Below are 19,495 nucleotides of genomic sequence, written 5' to 3'. Positions count from 1 at the left end.
CGACGAGGATGCCGCATCCGTCGGCGTCCCCGGACGCGTACGCCCGCGGTGCTACCCCAGCAGCACCTCCCACGTGCGCAGCGACGGCCAGAGCGCATGGCGCGGGAGGACGTCGGGGCCGCACGCGCGGGATCCGAGGCCGTGCTGGGCGTCGTCGAGGAAGAGGTGCAGGCCGTCCGAGGCGGGCAGCTCGTGCGGGTGGCCGACGTCGGTCATCTGCTGCGGCGTCCAGCGCGAGAGCTGGAAGCCCGCGCGGTGTCCGGATCCGTCGGGCACGGTCGTCACGGTGAGTGGGGTCGTGCATCCGTCGCCGACCACGAGCGAGCGCAGCTCCGGCCGGTGGCCCGTCTCCTGCGGGCGGGCGTAGGCGACCGCCAGGCCGTCCACGCTCGACGCGAAGCGGCCGACGCGCGCGGCCGTGCGGCTGTCGGCGTACGACTCCCCCGGCCCCGTGCCGTGCCAGGCGACCGGGTGCTCGGCGAGCGCGGCCGGCAGGTCGATGCGGACGCCGACCCGGGGCCACGTGCAGTCCCACGCGCCGAAGGGCACGACCTCGGTGGCGAGCAGGAGGCCGCGGTCGGTCGCGGTCCAGCGAAACGCGACGTCGACGCCCGCGCCCGAGTGCGCGGCCTGCACGCGCATCCGCGTCTCGAGGCCGCCGTCGGTGCGGCTCGTGCCGAGGAGACGGTGGGTCAGCCGGTGCAGGCCGCGCTCGCGCCAGCGGTCGGCCGACGGCGGGGTCTCCTCGGCGCCGCGGCCGCGGGTGAGCTCGGGCTCGGCCAGCTCGTAGGATCCCTGGCCGGCCCCGCGGTCGTTCTCGGTGGGAGCGCGCCACAGCTCCAGCCGCGGGCCGCGCACGGGCACCCCGTTCCACGCGACGAGGTCGCCGCGCGCGTCGAAGGTGCCGACGCCGAGGGAGTCGCCGCGCCAGCGCCCGGCGGGTCGCGGCCGGGGCGCGGGCCGGTCGCGCACGAGCGCCTGGTGCGACGACACGACGTGCCCCGCCTCGGCCCAGGGCGCGTCCCGGCGGGTGACCACCTGCACGGTCACGTGCGCCTCCTCCGCGTGGCCGGCGGCGCGCGCCTCCACGGGCAGCGGGATCGTCGCCGCGTCGCCTGCCGCGAGGGGCGCGTGCTCGAGGATCCCGCGGGCGACGGGCCTGCCGTCGTGGGCGAGGATCCAGACCAGGTCGACGTCGTCGGTGGATGCGCTGTGCCGCCGGTTCTCGACCCGCACGCCGGATCCGTCGGCGGCGACCCGCACGCGCACGGGCGCGATGACCGCCGCGAGCTCCGCGAGGCCCGGCGTGGGCGTGCCGTCGGAGAGCAGCAGGCCGTCCATCACGAAGGGGCCGTCGTGCACGGGCTCGCCGAAGTCGCCGCCGTACGCGTGGAAGGGCCTGCCGTCGGCGGTGCGCGCGAGCAGGCCGTGGTCGCGCCACTCCCACACGAAGCCGCCGTGCAGGCGCGGCCAGCGGTCGATCGCGTCCTCGTAGTCGGCGAGGGATCCGGGCCCGTTGCCCATCGCGTGCCCGTACTCGCACAGGATGAACGGCTTCGCGCGCTGCTTCGCGCCCGTCGCGCCCGTGGTCTCGTGGATGCTCGCGACGGGCGTGCCGCACACCGAGTCGATCTCCTCCAGCGTCGGGTACATGCGCGAGTACACGTCGGTGTGCTCGCCCGTCAGGTCGCCCTCGTAGTGGACGGGCCGGGCGGGATCCGCGCGCCGCACCCACGCCGACATGGCCGCGATGTTGCGCCCGGTGCCGGACTCGTTGCCGAGCGACCACATCACGATCGACGGGTGGTTGCGGTCGCGGCCCACCGTGCGCGCGATGCGGTCGAGGTAGGCGTCGCGCCAGCGCGGGTCGTCGGAGGGGTTGTCCCGCCACTCGACGTCCCAGAAGCCGTGCGTCTCGAGGTCGCACTCGAGCACGACCCAGAAGCCGAGCTCGTCGGCGATGTCGAGGAGGCGCGGGTGCGGCGGGTAGTGGGAGGTGCGGATCGCGTTCACGCCGTTCCGCTTCATCAGCTCGAGGTCGGCGCGCGCCTCGGCCTCGTCGAACACGCGCCCGCGCTCGGGGTGCGACTCGTGCCGGTTGACGCCGCGGAAGGTGAGGCGGCGGCCGTCGACGAGGAGCGCGTCGCCGTCGATGCGCACCGTGCGGAAGCCGATCCGCAGGTTCGCCGTCTCCCCGGGAGACGACACGGTCGCCTCGTAGAGGCGCGGCCGCTCGGCGCTCCAGGCGTCGACCGCGGGGATCGCGACGGGCGCGACGTCGGCCGCGGTCTCCCAGGTCGCGTGGATCCCCAGCTCGGGCACGCGCACCACCACGGGGAACGCGCCGTCCACCTGCACGTCGAGGCGGCCGGATCCGTCGGCCGGGTCGCGGTCGGCCCGCACGCGCACGTCGTCGAGCGCGCCGGCGGGCCGCGCGAGCAGCTCGACCGGGCGGAAGACGCCGGGCAGCCACCACTGGTCCTGGTCCTCCAGGTAGGAGGCGGCGGACCACTGGTGCACGCGGATCCCGAGCACGTTCTCGCCCGGCACGAGCAGCTCCGTCACGTCGATCTCGGTCGCGAGGCGGCTGCCGGTGGTCCAGCCCGCCTCGACGCCGTTGACCCAGAAGGTGGCGAGCCCCTCGATCCCGTCGGTGCGCAGCAGCACGCGCTCGGCGTCCGCGAACGACTCCGGCAGCTCGAACGCGCGCCGGTGCTCGCCGGTCGGGTTCGCGTCGGGCACGTGCGGCGGGTCTATGGGGAACGGGTACTGCAGGTTCGTGTACGCGGGCGATCCGTGGCCGTGCAGCACCCAGTGCGACGGGACGGGCAGCGTGGTCCAGCCGGCCGCGTCGAGCGCGGCGTCGTCGAGCGCCGGATCCGCGACCTCGGGTGCGCGGCCGGCGGCGTCGATCGGCGCCTCAGGCAGCAGGCGGAACCGCCAGTCGCCGTCGAGGGAGTGGACGGGCGCGTCGGTCGCGAACCGGGCGCGCGGCTCGAGCCTCGAGGCGGATCCGGGGGCGACGTCGTCGAGGTGGGACATGCGGTCTCCCGTGCAGGTCGGTGCGCCGAGGCGCGAGGGGCGGCGGGTGCGGATCGGCCGGTGCGGTGCGTTGCGGTGCGGTGCGGTGCGGGTCAGGCGAGCGCCACGAGCCCCGCGAGCGCGGCTCGGTCGGCGACGACGGTCACGCGCGGGTGTCGCTGCAGGATCGAGGCGGGCACGTCCTCCGTGACCGGCCCGACGAGCGCCGCCGCGAGCGCGTCGGCCTTCCGCGCGCCCGAGGCGACCAGCAGGATCCGCCCGGCCGTCATGATCGTCGCGATGCCCTGCGTGACGGCGTGCGTCGGCACGCGGCGGGGATCCCCGCCGAAGTAACGCGCGTTGTCGCGTCGCGTGCCCTCCGCGAGGCGCACCACGCGGCTGACCCCGTCGAACGGCGAGCCCGGCTCGTTGAAGCCCAGGTGCCCGTTGGCGCCGATGCCCACGATCTGCAGGCCCGCGCCGCCGAGACGCCGGATCCGCCGCTCGTGCTCGAGCGCCGCCTCGCGCGGGTCGTCCGCCGTGCCGTCGGGCACGATCACGCGCGCGCTCGGCACGCCGAGCGGCTCGGCGATGCGCGCGAGCACGAAGGCGAGGTACGTCTGCGGGTGCCCGGCCGGGAGCCCCACGTACTCGTCGAGCGCCACGAGCGAGAGGCCGTCGGTGACGAGGCCGCGCTCCCGGTGCCGCCGGGCGAGCTCGGCGTAGAGCGGCTCGGGGCTGGATCCGGTCGCGACCCCCAGCACGCCGGCGGGGTCCTCGCCGAGGAACGCCTGCACCACGTCGGCCGCGGCGTCGCCGAGGGCTGCCTGGTCGTCCGCGGCCACGATCCGCGGCGGCCGCGTCGACGCCGCCGTCACTTCAGCGCGCCCTTCGCGATGTCGCCGATGAACTGCTTCGCGCCGATGAGGAACACGACGATGAGCGGGATCACCGCGAGCAGCGCGCCCGCCATGACCATGCCGTAGTCCTTGCCGTGCGCGCTGTTCAACTGGCTCATGGCCACCTGCAGCGTCAGCGTGCCCGGGTCGTTCAGCACGATGAGCGGCCAGAGGTAGTCGTTCCACGCCGCGATGAACGTGAAGATCCCGAGGAACCCGAGGCCGGGCCGGATGAGCGGCAGGCACACCGTGAGGTACTGCCGGAAGAACCCGGCGCCGTCGATGCGGGCCGCGTCGATGAGCTCGTCCGGCACGCTCGAGATGATGAACTGCCGCAGCCAGAAGATGCCGAACGCGTTCGCCGCCGCCGGCACGATGAGCGCCTGCAGCTGGCCGACCCAGCCGAGGTTGATCATCGTGACGAACTGCGGGATCACCGACAGCTGCGCCGGGAGCATGAACGTCACGAGCAGCAGCGCGAACAGCGCACGGCGGCCCGGGAACTCGTACTTCGCGAACGTGAACGCGGCGATCGAGTCGAAGAACAGCACGAGCACCGTGACGGACACGGCCACGATCACCGTGTTCATGAGCGATCCGCCGAAGTCGATCGTGCGGAACACGGCCTGGATGTTGTCCCACAGGTACGGCCCCGGCACGAGCACCGGCGGCGACTTGTAGATGTCGCTCGTGGTGTTGCTCGCCATCACGACGAGCCAGTACAGCGGGAAGAGGCTGACGATGGATCCGGCGAACAGGATCCCGTGCAGGATCACCCGGCCGGGCGGCAGCTGGCGCCGACCCGCTGGCCTGCCGGTGCGCTCGGCGCGCGGACGCCCGGATGCCTGGTCGGCGACCCGGGCCGCGGCGGATCCCGCGGCGTGGACGGTGGCGCTCATGCGCGGTGCCCCTTCCTCGTGCCGGGCGCGCGCACGACCTTCTCCTTCTTCTCCGACCCGAGCCGGAAGCTGATGATGGAGAAGATCACCACGAGCAGGAAGACGCCCCACGCGATGGCGGCGCCGTAGCCGAAGCGGTTGTAGTTGAAGGCCTGCTGGTAGAAGTACAGGACGGTCGTGAGGCCGGCCTGGCCCGCGCCGCCCGAGTTCGGGTTCGTCGTGCTGGACGAGGCCGTGAGCACCTGCGCCTCGGTGAAGCTCTGCAGGCCCGTGATGGTCGAGACCACGAGCACGAAGAGGATCGTGGGGCGCAGAAGCGGCAGCGTCACCGACCAGAAGGTGCGGATGGCGCCCGCGCCGTCGAGCTTGGCGGCCTCGTAGACCTCGGTGCCGATGGCCTGCATGCCCGCGAGGAAGATGATCGCGTTGTAGCCGGTCCACTGGTACGTGATGAGGATCGCGATGGTCACCTGGATCGCCCACGGCGTCGAGAGCCACGCCACCCCGTCGAGGCCGATCGCGCGGAGCCCCGCGTTCACGAGCCCGAAGCTGTCGCCGAAGATGGATCCGAAGAGCACCGCCATCGCCACCACGCTCGTGACGTTCGGCACGAAGTAGCTGATCTTGTAGAAGGTGCTGAGCCGCTTCGCCGAGTTGAGCATGGCCGCGACGACCACGGCGATCGCCATCATCGGGAACGTCGACAGCGCGAAGATGATGAGCGTGTTCTTGATCGACAGCCAGAACGTGGCGTCGGCCGCGAGGGCCTGGAAGTTCGCCAGGCCCACCCACTTGGCCGTGCCGAGCCCGTTCCAGTCCTGGAACGAGAGCACGAGCGAGTAGAGCGCCGGGAACAGGCCGAAGATCGCGAACAGCACGAAGAACGGCGCGATGGCGACGTAGTACGGCCACGTGCGGCGGAGCCCGCGGGTGCCCGCGCCCGCCCGGGAGGGCGCGGGTGGACGCCCTCCCGGGCGGACGGCGACGGGGATCACTGCTTCGCGGTCTTCAGGGCGGCCTCGCCGGCGGCGACGGCGTCGGTCCAGGCCTGGTCGGGGTCCTTGCCGAGCGAGGTCACGTTCTGCAGCTCGGTGACGAACGCGGCCTGCACCTGGTTGTCGTAGGGGCTCGTGTAGGCGGTGGGCATCTTGGCGGCGGCGTCGGCGAAGATCCCGACGGTCGACTGGCCGCCGAAGAAGTCGTCGCCCTTCTGCAGCTCCGGGGAGTCGTAAGCGGCGGTGGCCGACGGGAAGATCCCCTTGTCGGCGTACGCGGTGACCTGGTTGTCCTCGCTCAGCACGTCCTTGATCACGGCGAAGGCCGCCTGCGGGTCCTTGGTGCCGGACGGGATGGAGAGGAAGGAGCCGCCGATGTTGGCCGGGCCGCCGGGCATGGGCGCCACGCGCCAGTCGCCCGAGGTGTCCGCGGTCGCGCTCTTGAGGTCGGCCTGGTACCAGGACGCGCCGAGGAGCGCGGGGAGGGATCCGTTGCTGATGGCCGACGCCCAGTCCGGGCTGCCGTCGGTGACGTTCGCGGTCAGGCCGTCCTTCCAGGCGAGCACCGCGCGGTCCCACGCGGTCTTGACGGTGTCGCTGTCGCCCGTGAAGTTCCCGTCCTCGTCGACGAAGCGGGTGGTGCCCTGGCCGAGCGACTTGGTGAACACGTCGGACGCGTCCACGAAGATCGCGCCGCCGGTGGCCGCCTTGAGCTTCTTGCCGAACGCGAAGTAGTCGTCCCACGTGGCGGTCGCCGCGGCGACGTCGGCCGGCTCGCTCGGCAGGCCGGCCTTCTTGAACACGTCCGCGCGGTAGTAGAGCGCGGTGGGGCCGATGTCGATGGGGAGGCCGATGAGCTGGCCGTCCTTCGTTGTCGCCTCCTTGAGCTTCCACGCGGGGTACTGGTCGGTCACGTCCTTCGCGCCGAGCTGGTCGAGGTCCTCGAAGAGGCCGTCCTCGCTGAGGAAGTACGGCATGTCCTCGCCCTTGACGCCCGTGACGGACGGGAGGCCCGAGCGGCCCGTGAACGTGGTGACGAGCTTCTGCTTGAAGTCGCCGCCGATGGTGGAGACGTTGAGCGTGGTGCCCGGCACCTCCGTCGGCACCTTGTCGAGCACCGTCTGGCTGAGGCCGTCCGGCCAGATCCACAGGTCGAGCTGGCCGCCCGCCGAGGACCCCGACGTGGACGAGCAGGAGGCGAGGACCGGCGCGAGGAGCGCGAGGGTCGCGACGCCGACGACGATGCGCCGGGCGCGGGAGCGGCGGACGGGAGGGAGGGACATGGTGGTTCTCGATTCGGTGGGGATGAGGGTGTCGGGAGCGGGTGTCGGAGGGGTGGGCCGCGCTCGGCGGCCCGTGTCAGGCGAGGAGGCGGGCGCCGTCGGGATGGTCGAGGGCGTCGGCGAGGTAGTCGTAGCGGCCGGGCTCGGCGGCCTCGGGATGCGCGCGCAGCCAGGGCACGAGCTCGTCGAGCCGCGGGGCACCGGACGCGCCGCCCGGGCGCGTGACCGTGATCCCCGCGACGAGGCAGGCGAAGTCGACGCGCTGGGTCAGCGTCCACGGCGCCCGGGCCGACGCGGCGAGCGCGGCGCCGAACACGTCGCCCGCGCCGGTCGCGTCGATCGCGCGGACGGCGAGCGGGGGCCGCACGACCTCTTCACCGCGGGCCGCGTCGACGGCGACGACGCCGCGGGATCCGGACGTCACGACGCTGAGCGGCACGCGGGCGGCGAGCGCCCGGGCGGCCTGCACGGCCGAGCCGGTGCCCGTGTACGCGGCGGCCTCGAGCTCGTTGGGGATGAAGGCGTGGCAGTCGTCGAGCTGGTCGAGGATGGCGGGGTCCCAGCGCTCGGACGGGTCCCAGCCGACGTCAGCGTAGACGTCGGTGCCCGCGGCGGCGGCACGCCCGATCCAGGAGCTGCGGTGCGGATCCAGGTGCACGAGCGCCGCGGCGGCGGCCGGCACCTCCCCGGGCACCAGCTCGTCGGAGTCGAGCGGGCAGGGCACGCCGCCCGTGACGAGCGCGCGGTCGTCGTCGTAGCTCAGCGACGCGGTGACGGGCAGCGCCCAGTCGTCGAGGGTCACGAGGTGGTCGAGCGACACGCCCTCGGCGGCGAGCGCGGCGCGCACGAGGAGGGAGAAGGGATCCGTGCCCACGGCCGCGGCGATGGCGGTCGGCACCCCGAGGCGCGCGCCGGCGACCGCGAAGTTCGCGATGCCGCCGGGGCCGTGCCCGAAGGACGACGTCCAGATCTCGTGGCCCGGCCGCGGTCCGCCCGGCAGCTCGCCGAACACGACGTCCGCGAAGAGCTGTCCGACGACGAGCAGCCCGGCGGGGGTCCGGTCGGCGGGAGCCTGCTCGGTACGCGTGGCTGCGGGCACGAGGACCTCATTCCTTCGGGTGGGCCGCGACGCTGCCTCGGCGGCGAGCGGTGCGGGTCCGCCGACGGCGACGCTGCCAGCGGGACGAGGTCGACGGGTGCCCGCCGACCGGTAGTGACGTTTCTAGCCCATGTGAGCACATGGATGGAAGACCTTGTTCATTACGAGATTGTTTCTGACTGATCCTGCGCGCTAATGTTCACTTCATGAGAGACGCCCGAGAGTTCGTGATCCTCGACCGGTTGCGCGCCACCCGCAGCGCCACGGTCGCCGAGCTCGCCGAGGCCGCCGGCACGAGCGACGCGACCATCCGCCGCGACCTGGCCCGCCTCGACGAGCAGGGCGCGCTCCGACGCACCCACGGCGGCGCCGTGCTCGTCGAGGTCGACGCGCCCTTCGCCGAGGTGGAGCAGGTCAACCGCGAGGCCAAGGAGCGCATCGCGCGGACCGCCGCGGCGCAGATCCAGGACGGCCAGTCGGTCGTGCTCGACATCGGCACCACCACGCTGCACCTCGCCGAGCAGCTGCGCGGCCGGACCCTCACCGTGATCACCGCGAACGTCGCCGCGTTCGACGTGCTGCGCGACGACCGGTCGGTGCGGCTCATCCTGCTGCCGGGCGACTGGGATCCGGTCTACCGCTCGGTGTCCGGCCCGCTCACCGCCGAGAGCCTGCGGATGCTGCACGCCGACCACGCGTTCGTGGGCGTGAGCGGCATCGCCGACAACGGCGACCTGCGCGACACGACGATGGCCCAGGTGCCCATCAAGCGCGCGATGGCCGAGATGAGCGACCGGGTCACGGTGCTCGCCGACTCCTCCAAGTTCCCGGGCACCGGCGCCGGCCGTGTCGCCCCCACCGCGTCGCTGACGCAGCTGATCACCGAGGCCGCCCCGCACGAGCGGGTGTCGCAGGGCCTCGCGGACAAGGGAGTGTCGGTGACCGTCGCATGAGGCTCACGATCCTGGGCGGGGGCGGCTTCCGCGTCCCGCTCGTCTACTCGGCGCTGCTGCGCGACCACGAGGCCGGTCGCGTCGACCACGTGGCCCTCTACGACACCGACGAGGTGCGCCTGACGGCCGTCGCGCGCGTGCTCGCCGAGCAGGCGGCGGCCTACGCGGACGCCCCCGTGATCACGCTGCACACCGACCTCGACGAGGCGCTCGCGGGCGCCGCGTTCGTGTTCTCGGCGATCCGCGTGGGCGGCATGGCCGGGCGCTCGTGCGACGAGCGGCTCGGCATGGCGCACGGCGTCATCGGGCAGGAGACCGTCGGATACGGCGGCATCTCCTACGCGCTGCGGACGCTGCCGGTCGTCATGGACCTGGCCGAGCGGATCCGCGTGCAGGCCCCCGACGCCTGGGTCATCAACTTCACGAACCCGGCGGGCGTCGTCACCGAGGCCATGTCGCGCGTGCTCGGCGACCGCGTCATCGGGATCTGCGACTCGCCCATCGGCCTCGCCCGCCGCGTGCTCGGGGCGCTCGGCGTGCAGGGCGACGACGTGGTCATCGACTACGCGGGCCTCAACCACCTCGGCTGGCTGCGCGGCCTCCGCGTCGACGGCCGCGACGTGCTGCCGGATCTCATGGCCCGCCCCGACCTCATCGGCACGTTCGAGGAGGGCCGGCTCTTCGGCGCCGAGTGGGTCACCGAGCTCGGCGCCGTGCCCAACGAGTACCTGCACTACTACTACTTCAAGCGGGAGGTGCGGCACGCCGACCAGCTCGCCGCGCAGACCCGCGGCGCGTTCCTCGTGGAGCAGCAGGGCCGGTTCTACGAGCAGCTCGAGCACCGGCACGACGTGTCCGCGCTCGCGCTGTGGGAGCGCACGCGGCTCGACCGCGAGACCACCTACATGGCCACGAACCGGCAGTCGGCCGGCATGGGCGACCGCGACGAGGACGACCTCGTCTCGGGCGGCTACGAGGACGTCGCGATCGCGCTCATGCGCGGCATCGCCTACGACCAGAGCGCCCGGCTGATCCTCAACGTGCGCAACCGCGGCACGCTCGCGGCGCTCGACGCGGACGCCGTGGTCGAGGTGCCGTGCGTCGTCGACGCCTCGGGCGCGCATCCGGTCGCCGGCACCGAGCTGCCCGACTTCGGCGTGGGCCTCGTCACGAACGCGAAGTACGTGGAGCGGCAGACCATCGAGGCCGGCGTCGGCGGATCCCGCGCCGCGGCCGTCCGCGCGCTCGCGCACCACCCGCTCGTCGACTCCGTCACGGTCGCGCGCTCCCTGCTGGAGGACGCGATGCACGCGTTCCCGGCGCTCTCCTACCTCCGCTGACGCGCGGCCCTCCCGGCCCGGCGCGACCGCCCGACTGCCTGCATCCCGACCTCCCGAAGGACACCCCATGCACCAGAACCAGAAGCTCGTCCAGGAGCGGATCCTCCGCGCGCTCGACGAGCGGATCACGCCCGCCGTCTACTCGGCGAAGACGCCCGTGACCCTCCGCGCCTGGATGGCGCCCGACGAGCCCGTGCCCGTCGCCGAGGCGATGCGGCAGGAGTACGCGCCCTTCGCGCTCGGCGAGCCGTGGGGCCGCGCGTGGTCGACGTGGTGGTTCGAGGTGACCGGCGAGGTCCCCGCCGAGTGGGCCGGTCGCACGGTCGAGCTGCTCATCGACCCCGGCTTCATCGGCGACTGGCCGGGCAACCAGGCCGAGTGCCTCGTGCACACCATGGACGGCGTGCCGGTCAAGGGGATCCACCCGCGCAACACCTACGTGCGCCTCGCCGACGAGGCCGCGGGCGGCGAGCAGGTGCGCTTCCTCGTGGAGGCGGCCGGCAACCCGGACATCCTCGTCAACGAGTTCGTGCCGACCCCGTACGGCGACAAGGCCACCGCGCCCGCCGAGCCCATCTACCGCTTCCGCCAGGCCGAGCTCGCGGTGTTCGAGCCCGAGGTGTGGGCGCTGCGCTTCGACGTCGAGGTGCTGTACCAGCTGCTGATGGAGCTGCCCGAGACCGAGCCGCGCCGCCACGAGGTGCTGCGCGCGATCGAGCGCGCGCTCGACGTGCTCGCGATGGACGACATCGTCGGCACCGCCGCGGCCGCCCGCGCCGAGCTCGCCGACGTGCTCTCGCGCCCCGCCGTGCCGAGCGCGCACACGCTGAGCGGCGTCGGCCACGCCCACATCGACAGCGCGTGGCTCTGGCCCATCCGCGAGACCAAGCGCAAGACCGCGCGCACCTTCTCCAACGTGCTGCGGCTCGCCGAGCAGTACCCCGACTTCCGCTTCGCGTGCTCGCAGGCGCAGCAGTACGTCTGGGTGAAGGAGAACTACCCGACGGTGTTCGAGGGCATCAAGCAGGCCATCGCGGACGGCACCTGGTACCCGGTCGGATCCATGTGGATCGAGCCCGACGGCAACCTGCCGGGCGGCGAGGCGATGATCCGCCAGCTCACCCACGGCGTGCGCTTCTTCCAGGAGGAGCTCGGCGTCGAGACCCACGGCGTGTGGCTGCCCGACTCGTTCGGCTACACGGCGTCGTTCCCGCAGATCGCGAAGCTCGCCGGGCTCGACTGGTTCCTCACGCAGAAGCTCTCCTGGAACCAGACCAACACGTTCCCGCACCACACCTTCTTCTGGGAGGGCATCGACGGGTCGCGGATCTTCACGCACTTCCCGCCCATCGACACCTACAACTCCACGCTCGAGGCAGAGGAGACACACCACGCCGTGCGGCAGTTCCGGGAGAAGGGCCGCGCCACGATGTCGCTCGCGCCCTTCGGCTACGGCGACGGCGGCGGCGGGCCCACGCGCGACATGATGGAGCGCCAGCGCCGCACGGCCGACCTCGAGGGGTCGCCGAAGGTCATCGTCGAGCACCCGGACGAGTTCTTCCGCAAGGCCGAGGCCGAGTACCCGGACGCGCCCGTCTGGGTCGGCGAGCTGTACCTCGAGCTGCACCGCGGCACGTTCACCTCGCACGCCCGCGAGAAGCGCGGCAACCGCCAGGCCGAGCACCGCCTCCGCGAGGCCGAGCTGTGGTGGACCATCGCGACCGTCCGCACGGGCGCCGACTACCCGTACGAGGCGCTCGACCGGCTCTGGAAGCAGACGCTGCTGCAGCAGTTCCACGACATCCTCCCCGGCTCGTCGATCACGTGGGTGCACCGGGAGAACGAGGAGGACTACGCCCGCAGCCTCGCCGAGCTCGACGCGCTCGTGGCCGACGCCATCGCGCGCGTGACGGCGCAGGCGGTCGCGGACGGCGAGGGCGACGGATCCGGCGCGTTCGCGGTGAACTCGACCGGCCACGCGCGCACCGCGCTCGTGGAGGCGGCAGACGGATCCGCGCTCGCGCTCGTCGCGGTGCCGGGCAGCGGGATCGCGCCGCTCGTCGCGGTGGAGCCCGTCGCGCCGGTCGTCGCCACGCGCGCCGACGGCGGCACCGTCCTCGACAACGGCCTGCTGCGCGTCACGCTCGACGCGCGCGGCCTCATCACCTCGATCGTCGACCTGCGGCACGCCGACCGCGAGCTCGTGCCCGAAGGCCGCACCGCGAACCTGCTCCAGCTGCACGAGGACATCCCCACCGCGTGGGACGCCTGGGACGTCGACGCGCACTACCGCGCGAGCCGCACCGACCTCGTCGAGGCGGCGTCGGTCGAGCTCGTCGAGGAGTCGCCGCTCCGCGCGACCGTCGAGGTGGTCCGCCAGTTCGGGCGGTCGCGCGTCGTGCAGCGGGTGTCGCTGCACGCCGACGACGCGCGGATCCACGCCACGGCCGACCTCGACTGGCTCGAGGACGAGAAGCTCCTCAAGGTGACCTTCCCGCTCACGATCCACGCGCAGCACCACAGCGCGGAGATCCAGTTCGGGCACGTCCGCCGCCCCACGCACACGAACACGTCGTGGGACGAGGCGCGCTTCGAGGTCATGGCGCACCGCTTCGTGCACGTGGAGGAGCCCGGCTACGGCGTCGCGCTCACCAACGCGGGCAGCTACGGGCACGACATCACGCGCTCGGTGGGCGCGACGGGCGAGGTCGAGACGGAGCTGCGGATCAGCCTGGTCCGGGCGGCGCGCTCCCCCGACCCCGTGCAGGACATCGGCCACCACCGGTTCGAGTACGCGCTCGTGCCGGGCGTCGGCATCGAGGGCGCGGTGGACGCGGGGCTCGAGCAGAACCTGCCCGTGCGCGTCGTGCGGCCCGGCGACGCGACCGAGGTGGCACCCGCCGCCGTCGGATCCGCTCCCGCGTCCGCGCCCGCATCCGCCGAGGTCGTCCCGTCCTCGCTGCCGACCGCCGCGGGCCTCGTCTCGGTGCACGGCGGCACGGTCCGGATCGAGGCGCTCAAGCTCGCGGACGACGGCTCGGGCGACGTGATCGTGCGGCTCTACGAGTCCACGGGCGCGCGCGCCGCCACCCGGCTCGAGGCGCACCTCGCCGCCGACCGCTTCACCGAGGTCGACGTGCTCGAGCGCCCGCTCGGCGAGGGCTTCCCGCGGTCGATCGCGTTCGAGCCCGAGGCCGACGGCCGCGGCGTGCGGCTCGTGCTGCGGGCATTCCAGGTGATCACGGTGCGGATCCACCGGGCCTGACGCGCGATCCGCTCACGCGACGAGGGCGCGATCCGGCAGGTGCCGGGTCGCGCCCTCGTCGTCGTCAGGGGCGGCTCGAGGTCCTCCTGGCGAAGCATCGCGCCCCCTCCGGCTGGGCATCCGCCGTCCGCGGACACACTGCGCGATCCCCGGCGTAGCGTCCGACGGACAGGACATCGGACGGCCAGGAGCCGACCTCGACACGACTCGGAGAAGCACCATGTCAGAACGCAACACCGTCATCAGGAGCATGCACGACCTCGGCCTCGCGGCCTGGTTCGGCGGATCCCTCATGGGCGCCGTCGGCCTCAACGGCGCGGCCGCGAAGGCGAAGCAGCCGCAGGAGCGCGTGCGCCTGGCGTCCATCGGCTGGGCCCGCTGGGCGCCCGTGCAGCTCGCCGCCCTCGGCGCGCACGCCATCGGCGGGCTCGGCCTCATCGCCGCCAACAAGGACCGCCTGAAGTTCCAGGGCGAGGCCCGCACCAACACGAAGGTCAAGACCGTGCTGACGCTCGGCGCAGCCGGCGTGACTCTGTACTCCGCGCTCGTCGGCGCGCGCATGGCGAAGCACGCCGACGAGGGCGCCGCGGGCACGACCGAGCCCGGCGCCGGCACCTCGGATGAGCTGGCCAGCGCGCAGAAGCAGCAGAAGGCGCTGCAGTGGGCGATCCCCGCGCTCACGGCGGTGCTCGTGATCCTCGCCGCTCAGCAGGGCGAGCAGCAGCGCCCGATCGCCGGCTGGGTCGACCGCTTCCGCAGCTAGTCGCGACACCGGACGACGGCGGGGTGCCCACGGGCGCCCCGCCGTCGTGCTGCCGGGGCGCCACCCCCGGACGCGGGGCCTGGCCCCGCATACCGGTAGCCCGGGATCGGATCCCAGCAGGATGCGGGGGCTAAGGCATTGCGCACGAGAAGATTCGGGCGGATCGTGAGCCACACGGATGCCCATGGACGAGCCATGCGCACCGCCGACCTCCTCGGAGCGTGCCATGTTCGACAGGAAGTTCATCAGCCAGGCCATCGACCGGAGCGCGCAGTCGCCCCTGGATCGTCGTCGTTTCTTCAGCGCCGCGGGCGTCGCGGGTCTCGGCGTCGGCGCCGCGGCCCTCATCCCCGCGACCGGAGCCCAGGCGGCCGACGCCCAGGCCGAGGCCGACGCGGGAGCGGTGACGGACGCCGCCGTCCTCAACTTCGCGCTCAACCTCGAGTACCTCGAGGCCGAGTTCTACCTCCGCGCCGTGACCGGCAACGGCCTCGTCCCGAACGACACCACGGGCGTCGGCACCCTGGGCGCCGTGACCGGCGGCCGCGCGGTCCAGTTCCAGGACTACGCGATCCGCCAGTACGCGTACGAGATCGCGCAGGACGAGAAGGCGCACGTCAAGTTCCTGCGCGCCGCCCTCGGCTCCGCGCGGGTCGCGCGTCCCGCGATCAACCTGGACGCCGCGTTCACGGCCGCGGCCCGCGCCGCCGGCCTCATCAGCGGCACCCAGACCTTCGACGCGTTCGCCAACCAGGAGAACTTCCTGCTGGCCTCCTTCATCTTCGAGGACGTCGGAGTGACCGCGTACAAGGGCGCCGCGCCGCTCATCACGAACAAGACCTACCTCGAGGCCGCCGCCGGCATCCTCGCGGTCGAGGCCTACCACGCGGGCATCATCCGCTCGCAGCTGTTCGCCCGCGGCCTGGCGGCACCCGCCAACGCCATCTCGAACGCGCGCGACTCGCTCGACGGGCGCACCGACCTCGACCAGGGCATCACGGTCTCGGGCGGCGCGAACCTCGTGCCCACGGACGCGAACAGCATCGCCTTCAGCCGCACGACCGGCCAGGTGCTCAACATCGTGTACCTGAACAGCAAGGCCGTGAACCGCGGCGGGTTCTACCCGGCCGGCATCAACGGCAGCATCACCACCAGCGCCGCGAACTAGCGGCAGCGCGCCGGTCGGGACGCCATCAGCGCGTCCCGACCGGTCGCGTCCGGTCCGACCGGTGGACGCGGGACCACCCCGAGAAGCGTGACGAACGCGCCGCCGGGAACGTCCACTCCATGACACGCGATCGGATCCCGGTCGCGCAGGACGGAGGATCCATGAGCACCGCCACCGCGCCCGACGGGCGCCACCGCCCCGCGTCCCCCCTGCACGCGCTGCGCGCGCTGCCCTCGTCGGACGACGAGGGGGCCGGCGACGACGCCGAGCACGCCACGCCGGGACGTCCCGGACGCCAGGTGCGCCCGCAGGACGGCCAGGCGACCGTCGACACCATCGCGCCCCACGAGGGCGGCGCGCGCTCCGACGAGCGGACCGCCGACCTCGCCGACTGGGCCGCCGAGGCCCCCGCGCCCGCGCTCCGCCGCGGCCACATGGCCGGCACGGACATCGACGAGGCCGTCGCGCGCTACGGCGCCCTCTTCCCCGGCACGGAGTTCCGCGCCGCGAAGGGACCGGGCGACTTCTCGTACCGGTACTCGTTCGTCGGCGACGAGAACGTGACGCTCCGCTCGTCGGTGTTCCCGGCCGAGCACTGGGGGCGACTGCCCGTGCTGCCCGACTACGTCGTCGCCTGGTGGCGCGAGGGGTCGGGCGCGGTCGACGTGGGCTCGCACGAGGTGCGCTCAAGCGGATCCCGTCCCTTCCTCCTGCCCTCCGGCCGGTCGTCCACCTTCCGCTGCACGCCCAGCGTGCAGAACCTCGTGCACATCGACGCGACCTTCCTCGAGGAGACCGCCGCGGAGCAGCACGAGGGCCGCTCGCGCCCCCTCGTCTTCGACCACACCCGTCCGCCGTCGCCCGAGCAGACCTCCGCCTGGCGCCGCGCGGTCGGCGAGGCGAGCCCCGTTCTGCAGGACGCCACGTCGAGCCCGCTGCTGCGGATGCAGGCCGGCCTCCTCGTCGCGCGCTCCACGCTCCAGCTGTTCCCGTGGCACGACGTGCCGTTCAGCGCCGAGATGCGGGCGCCGCGCATGAGCGCCGTCCGCGCCGCCATCGAGTACCTGCACCACCACGCCGACCGGCCGATCACGCCGGCGGACGCGGCCCGGGCCGCGGGGATCAGCACGCGCGTGCTCCAGCTCGCCGTGCGGCGCCACGAGGACACGACCCCGAGCGCGCTGCTCCGCGGGATCCGGCTCGACCGCGTGCACGCCGAGCTGCGCGACGCGTCGCCCAGCACGACGACCGTGCGGGCGGTCGCCGAGCAGTGGGGCTTCGGCCACCTCGGCCGGTTCGCCGCCTCCTACTCGGAGCGCTTCGGCGAGCTGCCGAGCGCGACGCTCCGCGGCTGACGGGTGCCCGGGCGGTGTCCGCCCACGCCCCGCCAGGTGTCCGGCAGACGAAGCGGTGATCACCCTCCCTGGGAGTCGCCTGAACCGCGTGCCGAACCGCCCGGTCCATGCGTCTGAATGACGAGGCGGGATCACGAGGCACCCTCGGATCCGCGCCACGCAGCAGCACCACCATCACCGTCCGACCACCACGAGAGAGAGAGACACCATGTCGAGCATCACCCCTACGTCCGCGTCCACCGGCGTCACCGGCACCGGGACCACCGGCGGCAAGAACACCATCGCCGACGGCGTCATCGAGAAGGTCGCCGGCATCGCGGCCCGCCAGGTGGCCGGCGTGCACGACCTCGGCAACGGCGCGGCCCGTGCCGTCGGCGCGATCCGCAACGTCATCGGCCAGCAGGACCGCGGCCAGGGCATCTCCGTCGAGGTCGGCGAGACCCAGGTCGCCGTCGACGTCACGCTCATCGCCGAGTACCCGGTCGACCTGCAGCAGGTCGCCGACGACGTGCGCTCCGCCATCACCGACGCCATCGACCAGGTCGTCGGCATGGAGGTCACCGAGGTCAACGTCACGATCACCGACGTGAACCTCCCGTCCGACAAGTCGTCCGACGACGACGCGGCCGAGAAGCGCGTCCAGTGACCCCCACCGTCACGGGCCTCCTCGTCGGCGCGGTCCTCGCGCTCTCCGGGCTCGCCTTCGGCTTCGGCGGCTTCCTCCTCGTCCTGATCTTCATGGCCGTCGGCTTCGGCGTCGGCCGCGTCCTCGAGGGCAAGCTGGACGTCCGCGGCCTCGCCGACGCCCTCCGCGGGCGCCGGTCGTCGTGAGCTCCGCGATCGCGGCCCCCGGGACGCCCGGCACCGCGACGCAGGCGACCCGCGGCCGCACCACGATCACGTCGCGCGCCGTGCGCCGCGTGGTCTCCGCCGTCACCGCGGACGCCCTCGAGGTGCCCGCGTCGGACGTCAGCGTCACGCTGACGGACGCCGGCGGCAAGCTCACCGTCGAGGCGCGCACCCCCATCCGCGTCCCCGCGCTCTCGGACCGCCCGGTCCGCGAGGGGTCGCTGGTGGAGCGCCTCACCGCGGCGCAGACCCAGGTCCGCGAGCGCGTGCTCGGCCTCACGGGATCCACCGTGGGCCGCGTCGACCTCCGGATCACGGGCGCGCGCATCCAGGAACGCAGGAGGGTCTCATGAGCACCGACAGCACCTACCGCCGCCTCGTGCGGCGGGAGACGCACTCGTCGCGCGCCGGGATCGCCGTCACGCTCGCCGTGCTGCTGATCCTCGTGCTCGCCTGGCTCGGCACCGAGTCGGTCCTCGCGGCCATCGGCACCGCGCCGCTGCTGCTCGCGCCCGCCGACCTCGCGTCGGCGACCCTCGACGCCGCATCGGCCCCGGCCGGCGCGCTCGTCGCGATCGGCGTCGTCGTCGCGATCGTCGGGCTGATCCTCGTCATCGTGGGGATCAAGCCCGGCAGCCGCGGACGCCGCGGCGGCAGCGTGGGACGCACGGCGGCCGTCGTCGACGACCGCGTCATCGCCCGCTCGGTCGCCCTCACCGCGAGCTACGCGGGCGAGGTGTCGCCCGACCAGGTCGACGTCTCCGTCTCGAAGCGCCAGGTGCTCGTCCGGCTCACGCCCTCGTCGGGATACACGCCGGACAAGGCCACCATCGAGCAGGCCGTCCGCGCCGAGCTCGACGGGTACGACTACACGCCGAAGCTCACCGCCAAGGTGACGCTCGCGAAGGACGGGAAGGTGGGCTCATGACCAGCACGAACAGGGCGCTCAACCGCCTCCTCGTCATCGTGGTCGGGCTCGTCCTGATCGCCGCGGGCGTCGCTCTCGGCGCGGGCAGCCTGCTGCCCGACGTGCAGTCGACGGTCTCCGGCGCAGCGTCCGACGCGAAGCAGCCCGTGGCCGACGCGCTCTCCGGCGGGCAGCCGTGGATCCTCTGGGTCGTCGCCCTCGTGGCGCTCGTCCTCATCGTGGTCCTCGCGTGGTTCGCGCTCCGCCAGGGGCACGGCCGCACCGGGACGCTCGTCCGGCTCGAGGGCGGGCGCGATGCGTCCACCCCCACCGGCGGATCCGTCGTCATCGACGCGAAGGTCGCCGAGCAGCTGCTCGGGGACGCGCTGCGCGACGACTCCGCGATCGTCTCCGTCGACGTCACCGCGTTCGAGGTGGCGCACGCCACCACGCTGCGGGTCACCGCGGTCGCCCGCCGCGGCGTCTCGCCCGTAGCGGTCCGCCGCACGGTCGACGAGGCCGTGACCCGGCTCGACGCGGTGCTCGGCACCGAGGTGCCGGTCGTCATCCAGATCACCGGCGGCCTCCGCTCGAGCATGTCGAGCGAGACCCGCCTGGCCTGATCCATCCCGCGGCCGCCCCGGCACGGATCCTCCGCGATCCGCACCGGGGCGGTCGCATGCCACCCCATGCACGAGA

At 73.4% G+C, this 19,495-nt stretch carries 17 protein-coding genes; 11 read left to right on the top strand and 6 right to left on the bottom strand.

What is annotated here, in order from left to right; all coding sequences use genetic code 11:
* Positions 1-51: 51 nt before the first annotated feature.
* From NL142_RS01615 to NL142_RS01590, 6 genes are all read right to left on the bottom strand, one after another.
* The gene (locus NL142_RS01615; RefSeq protein WP_435080697.1) at positions 52-3,042 is read right to left on the bottom strand and encodes a glycoside hydrolase family 2 TIM barrel-domain containing protein; all 2,991 of its coding nucleotides are present in this window, start codon (positions 3,040-3,042) and stop codon (positions 52-54) included.
* Positions 3,043-3,134: 92 nt separating this feature from the next.
* Entirely contained in the window at positions 3,135-3,899 is a 765-nt protein-coding gene (locus NL142_RS01610; protein WP_435080696.1) for a glucosamine-6-phosphate deaminase, read from the bottom strand.
* Entirely contained in the window at positions 3,896-4,819 is a 924-nt protein-coding gene (locus NL142_RS01605) for a carbohydrate ABC transporter permease (RefSeq protein WP_043585709.1), read from the bottom strand. The genes NL142_RS01610 and NL142_RS01605 overlap by 4 nt, the downstream gene beginning before the upstream one ends.
* A complete protein-coding gene (locus tag NL142_RS01600; protein ID WP_043585711.1) occupies positions 4,816-5,814 on the bottom strand; it encodes a carbohydrate ABC transporter permease in 999 nt (332 codons plus the stop codon). The genes NL142_RS01605 and NL142_RS01600 overlap by 4 nt, the downstream gene beginning before the upstream one ends.
* Positions 5,811-7,097 carry an ABC transporter substrate-binding protein gene (locus NL142_RS01595; protein ID WP_435080695.1) on the bottom strand — a complete coding sequence of 429 codons (1,287 nt, stop codon included), beginning with the start codon at positions 7,095-7,097 and terminating at the stop codon, positions 5,811-5,813. The genes NL142_RS01600 and NL142_RS01595 overlap by 4 nt, the downstream gene beginning before the upstream one ends.
* 76 nt (positions 7,098-7,173) lie before the next feature.
* On the bottom strand, positions 7,174-8,196 hold the full coding sequence (locus tag NL142_RS01590; protein WP_435080694.1) for a carbohydrate kinase family protein: 1,023 nt from the start codon (positions 8,194-8,196) through the stop codon (positions 7,174-7,176).
* A gap of 206 nt (positions 8,197-8,402) precedes the next feature.
* Here NL142_RS01590 and NL142_RS01585 point away from each other — a divergent pair, with 206 nt between their 5' ends.
* The 11 genes from NL142_RS01585 to NL142_RS01535 all read left to right on the top strand — a co-directional run bounded on the left by NL142_RS01585 (position 8,403) and on the right by NL142_RS01535 (position 19,419).
* Complete coding sequence (locus NL142_RS01585) at positions 8,403-9,149, top strand: DeoR/GlpR family DNA-binding transcription regulator (RefSeq protein WP_435080693.1); 747 nt, start codon at positions 8,403-8,405, stop codon at positions 9,147-9,149.
* The gene (locus tag NL142_RS01580) at positions 9,146-10,489 is read left to right on the top strand and encodes a 6-phospho-beta-glucosidase (RefSeq protein WP_435080692.1); all 1,344 of its coding nucleotides are present in this window, start codon (positions 9,146-9,148) and stop codon (positions 10,487-10,489) included. The genes NL142_RS01585 and NL142_RS01580 overlap by 4 nt, the downstream gene beginning before the upstream one ends.
* A 67-nt stretch (positions 10,490-10,556) precedes the next feature.
* Positions 10,557-13,754, top strand: a complete 3,198-nt coding sequence (locus tag NL142_RS01575) for an alpha-mannosidase (RefSeq protein ID WP_435080691.1) — start codon at positions 10,557-10,559, stop codon at positions 13,752-13,754.
* Positions 13,755-13,974: 220 nt separating this feature from the next.
* Positions 13,975-14,517 carry a hypothetical protein gene (locus NL142_RS01570; RefSeq protein ID WP_194683669.1) on the top strand — a complete coding sequence of 181 codons (543 nt, stop codon included), beginning with the start codon at positions 13,975-13,977 and terminating at the stop codon, positions 14,515-14,517.
* A 226-nt stretch (positions 14,518-14,743) separates the two neighbouring features.
* Positions 14,744-15,685, top strand: coding sequence for a ferritin-like domain-containing protein (locus tag NL142_RS01565; RefSeq protein ID WP_194683670.1), 942 nt, complete (start codon positions 14,744-14,746; stop codon positions 15,683-15,685).
* Between the two features lie 161 nt (positions 15,686-15,846).
* Positions 15,847-17,040 (top strand): helix-turn-helix transcriptional regulator, encoded by a 1,194-nt coding sequence (locus tag NL142_RS01560; protein ID WP_435080690.1) that lies wholly within the window; start codon positions 15,847-15,849, stop codon positions 17,038-17,040.
* Between the two features lie 208 nt (positions 17,041-17,248).
* Positions 17,249-17,686, top strand: a complete 438-nt coding sequence (locus NL142_RS01555) for an Asp23/Gls24 family envelope stress response protein (protein ID WP_011931563.1) — start codon at positions 17,249-17,251, stop codon at positions 17,684-17,686.
* Positions 17,683-17,871, top strand: coding sequence for a DUF2273 domain-containing protein (locus NL142_RS01550; protein ID WP_015489105.1), 189 nt, complete (start codon positions 17,683-17,685; stop codon positions 17,869-17,871). The genes NL142_RS01555 and NL142_RS01550 overlap by 4 nt, the downstream gene beginning before the upstream one ends.
* Positions 17,868-18,242 carry a hypothetical protein gene (locus NL142_RS01545; RefSeq protein ID WP_194683672.1) on the top strand — a complete coding sequence of 125 codons (375 nt, stop codon included), beginning with the start codon at positions 17,868-17,870 and terminating at the stop codon, positions 18,240-18,242. Before NL142_RS01550 ends, NL142_RS01545 begins: the two co-directional genes overlap by 4 nt.
* Positions 18,239-18,817: a hypothetical protein gene (locus NL142_RS01540; RefSeq protein ID WP_435080689.1), complete on the top strand. Its 579-nt coding sequence runs from the start codon at positions 18,239-18,241 to the stop codon at positions 18,815-18,817. Before NL142_RS01545 ends, NL142_RS01540 begins: the two co-directional genes overlap by 4 nt.
* The gene (locus NL142_RS01535) at positions 18,814-19,419 is read left to right on the top strand and encodes a hypothetical protein (protein WP_204576505.1); all 606 of its coding nucleotides are present in this window, start codon (positions 18,814-18,816) and stop codon (positions 19,417-19,419) included. Before NL142_RS01540 ends, NL142_RS01535 begins: the two co-directional genes overlap by 4 nt.
* Positions 19,420-19,495: the final 76 nt, after the last annotated feature.

Origin of the sequence: Clavibacter quasicaliforniensis (assembly GCF_051201715.1) — a bacterium.
GTDB lineage: Bacteria > Actinomycetota > Actinomycetes > Actinomycetales > Microbacteriaceae > Clavibacter > Clavibacter seminis.
This window is presented reverse-complemented; position numbering and strand designations above follow the sequence as displayed.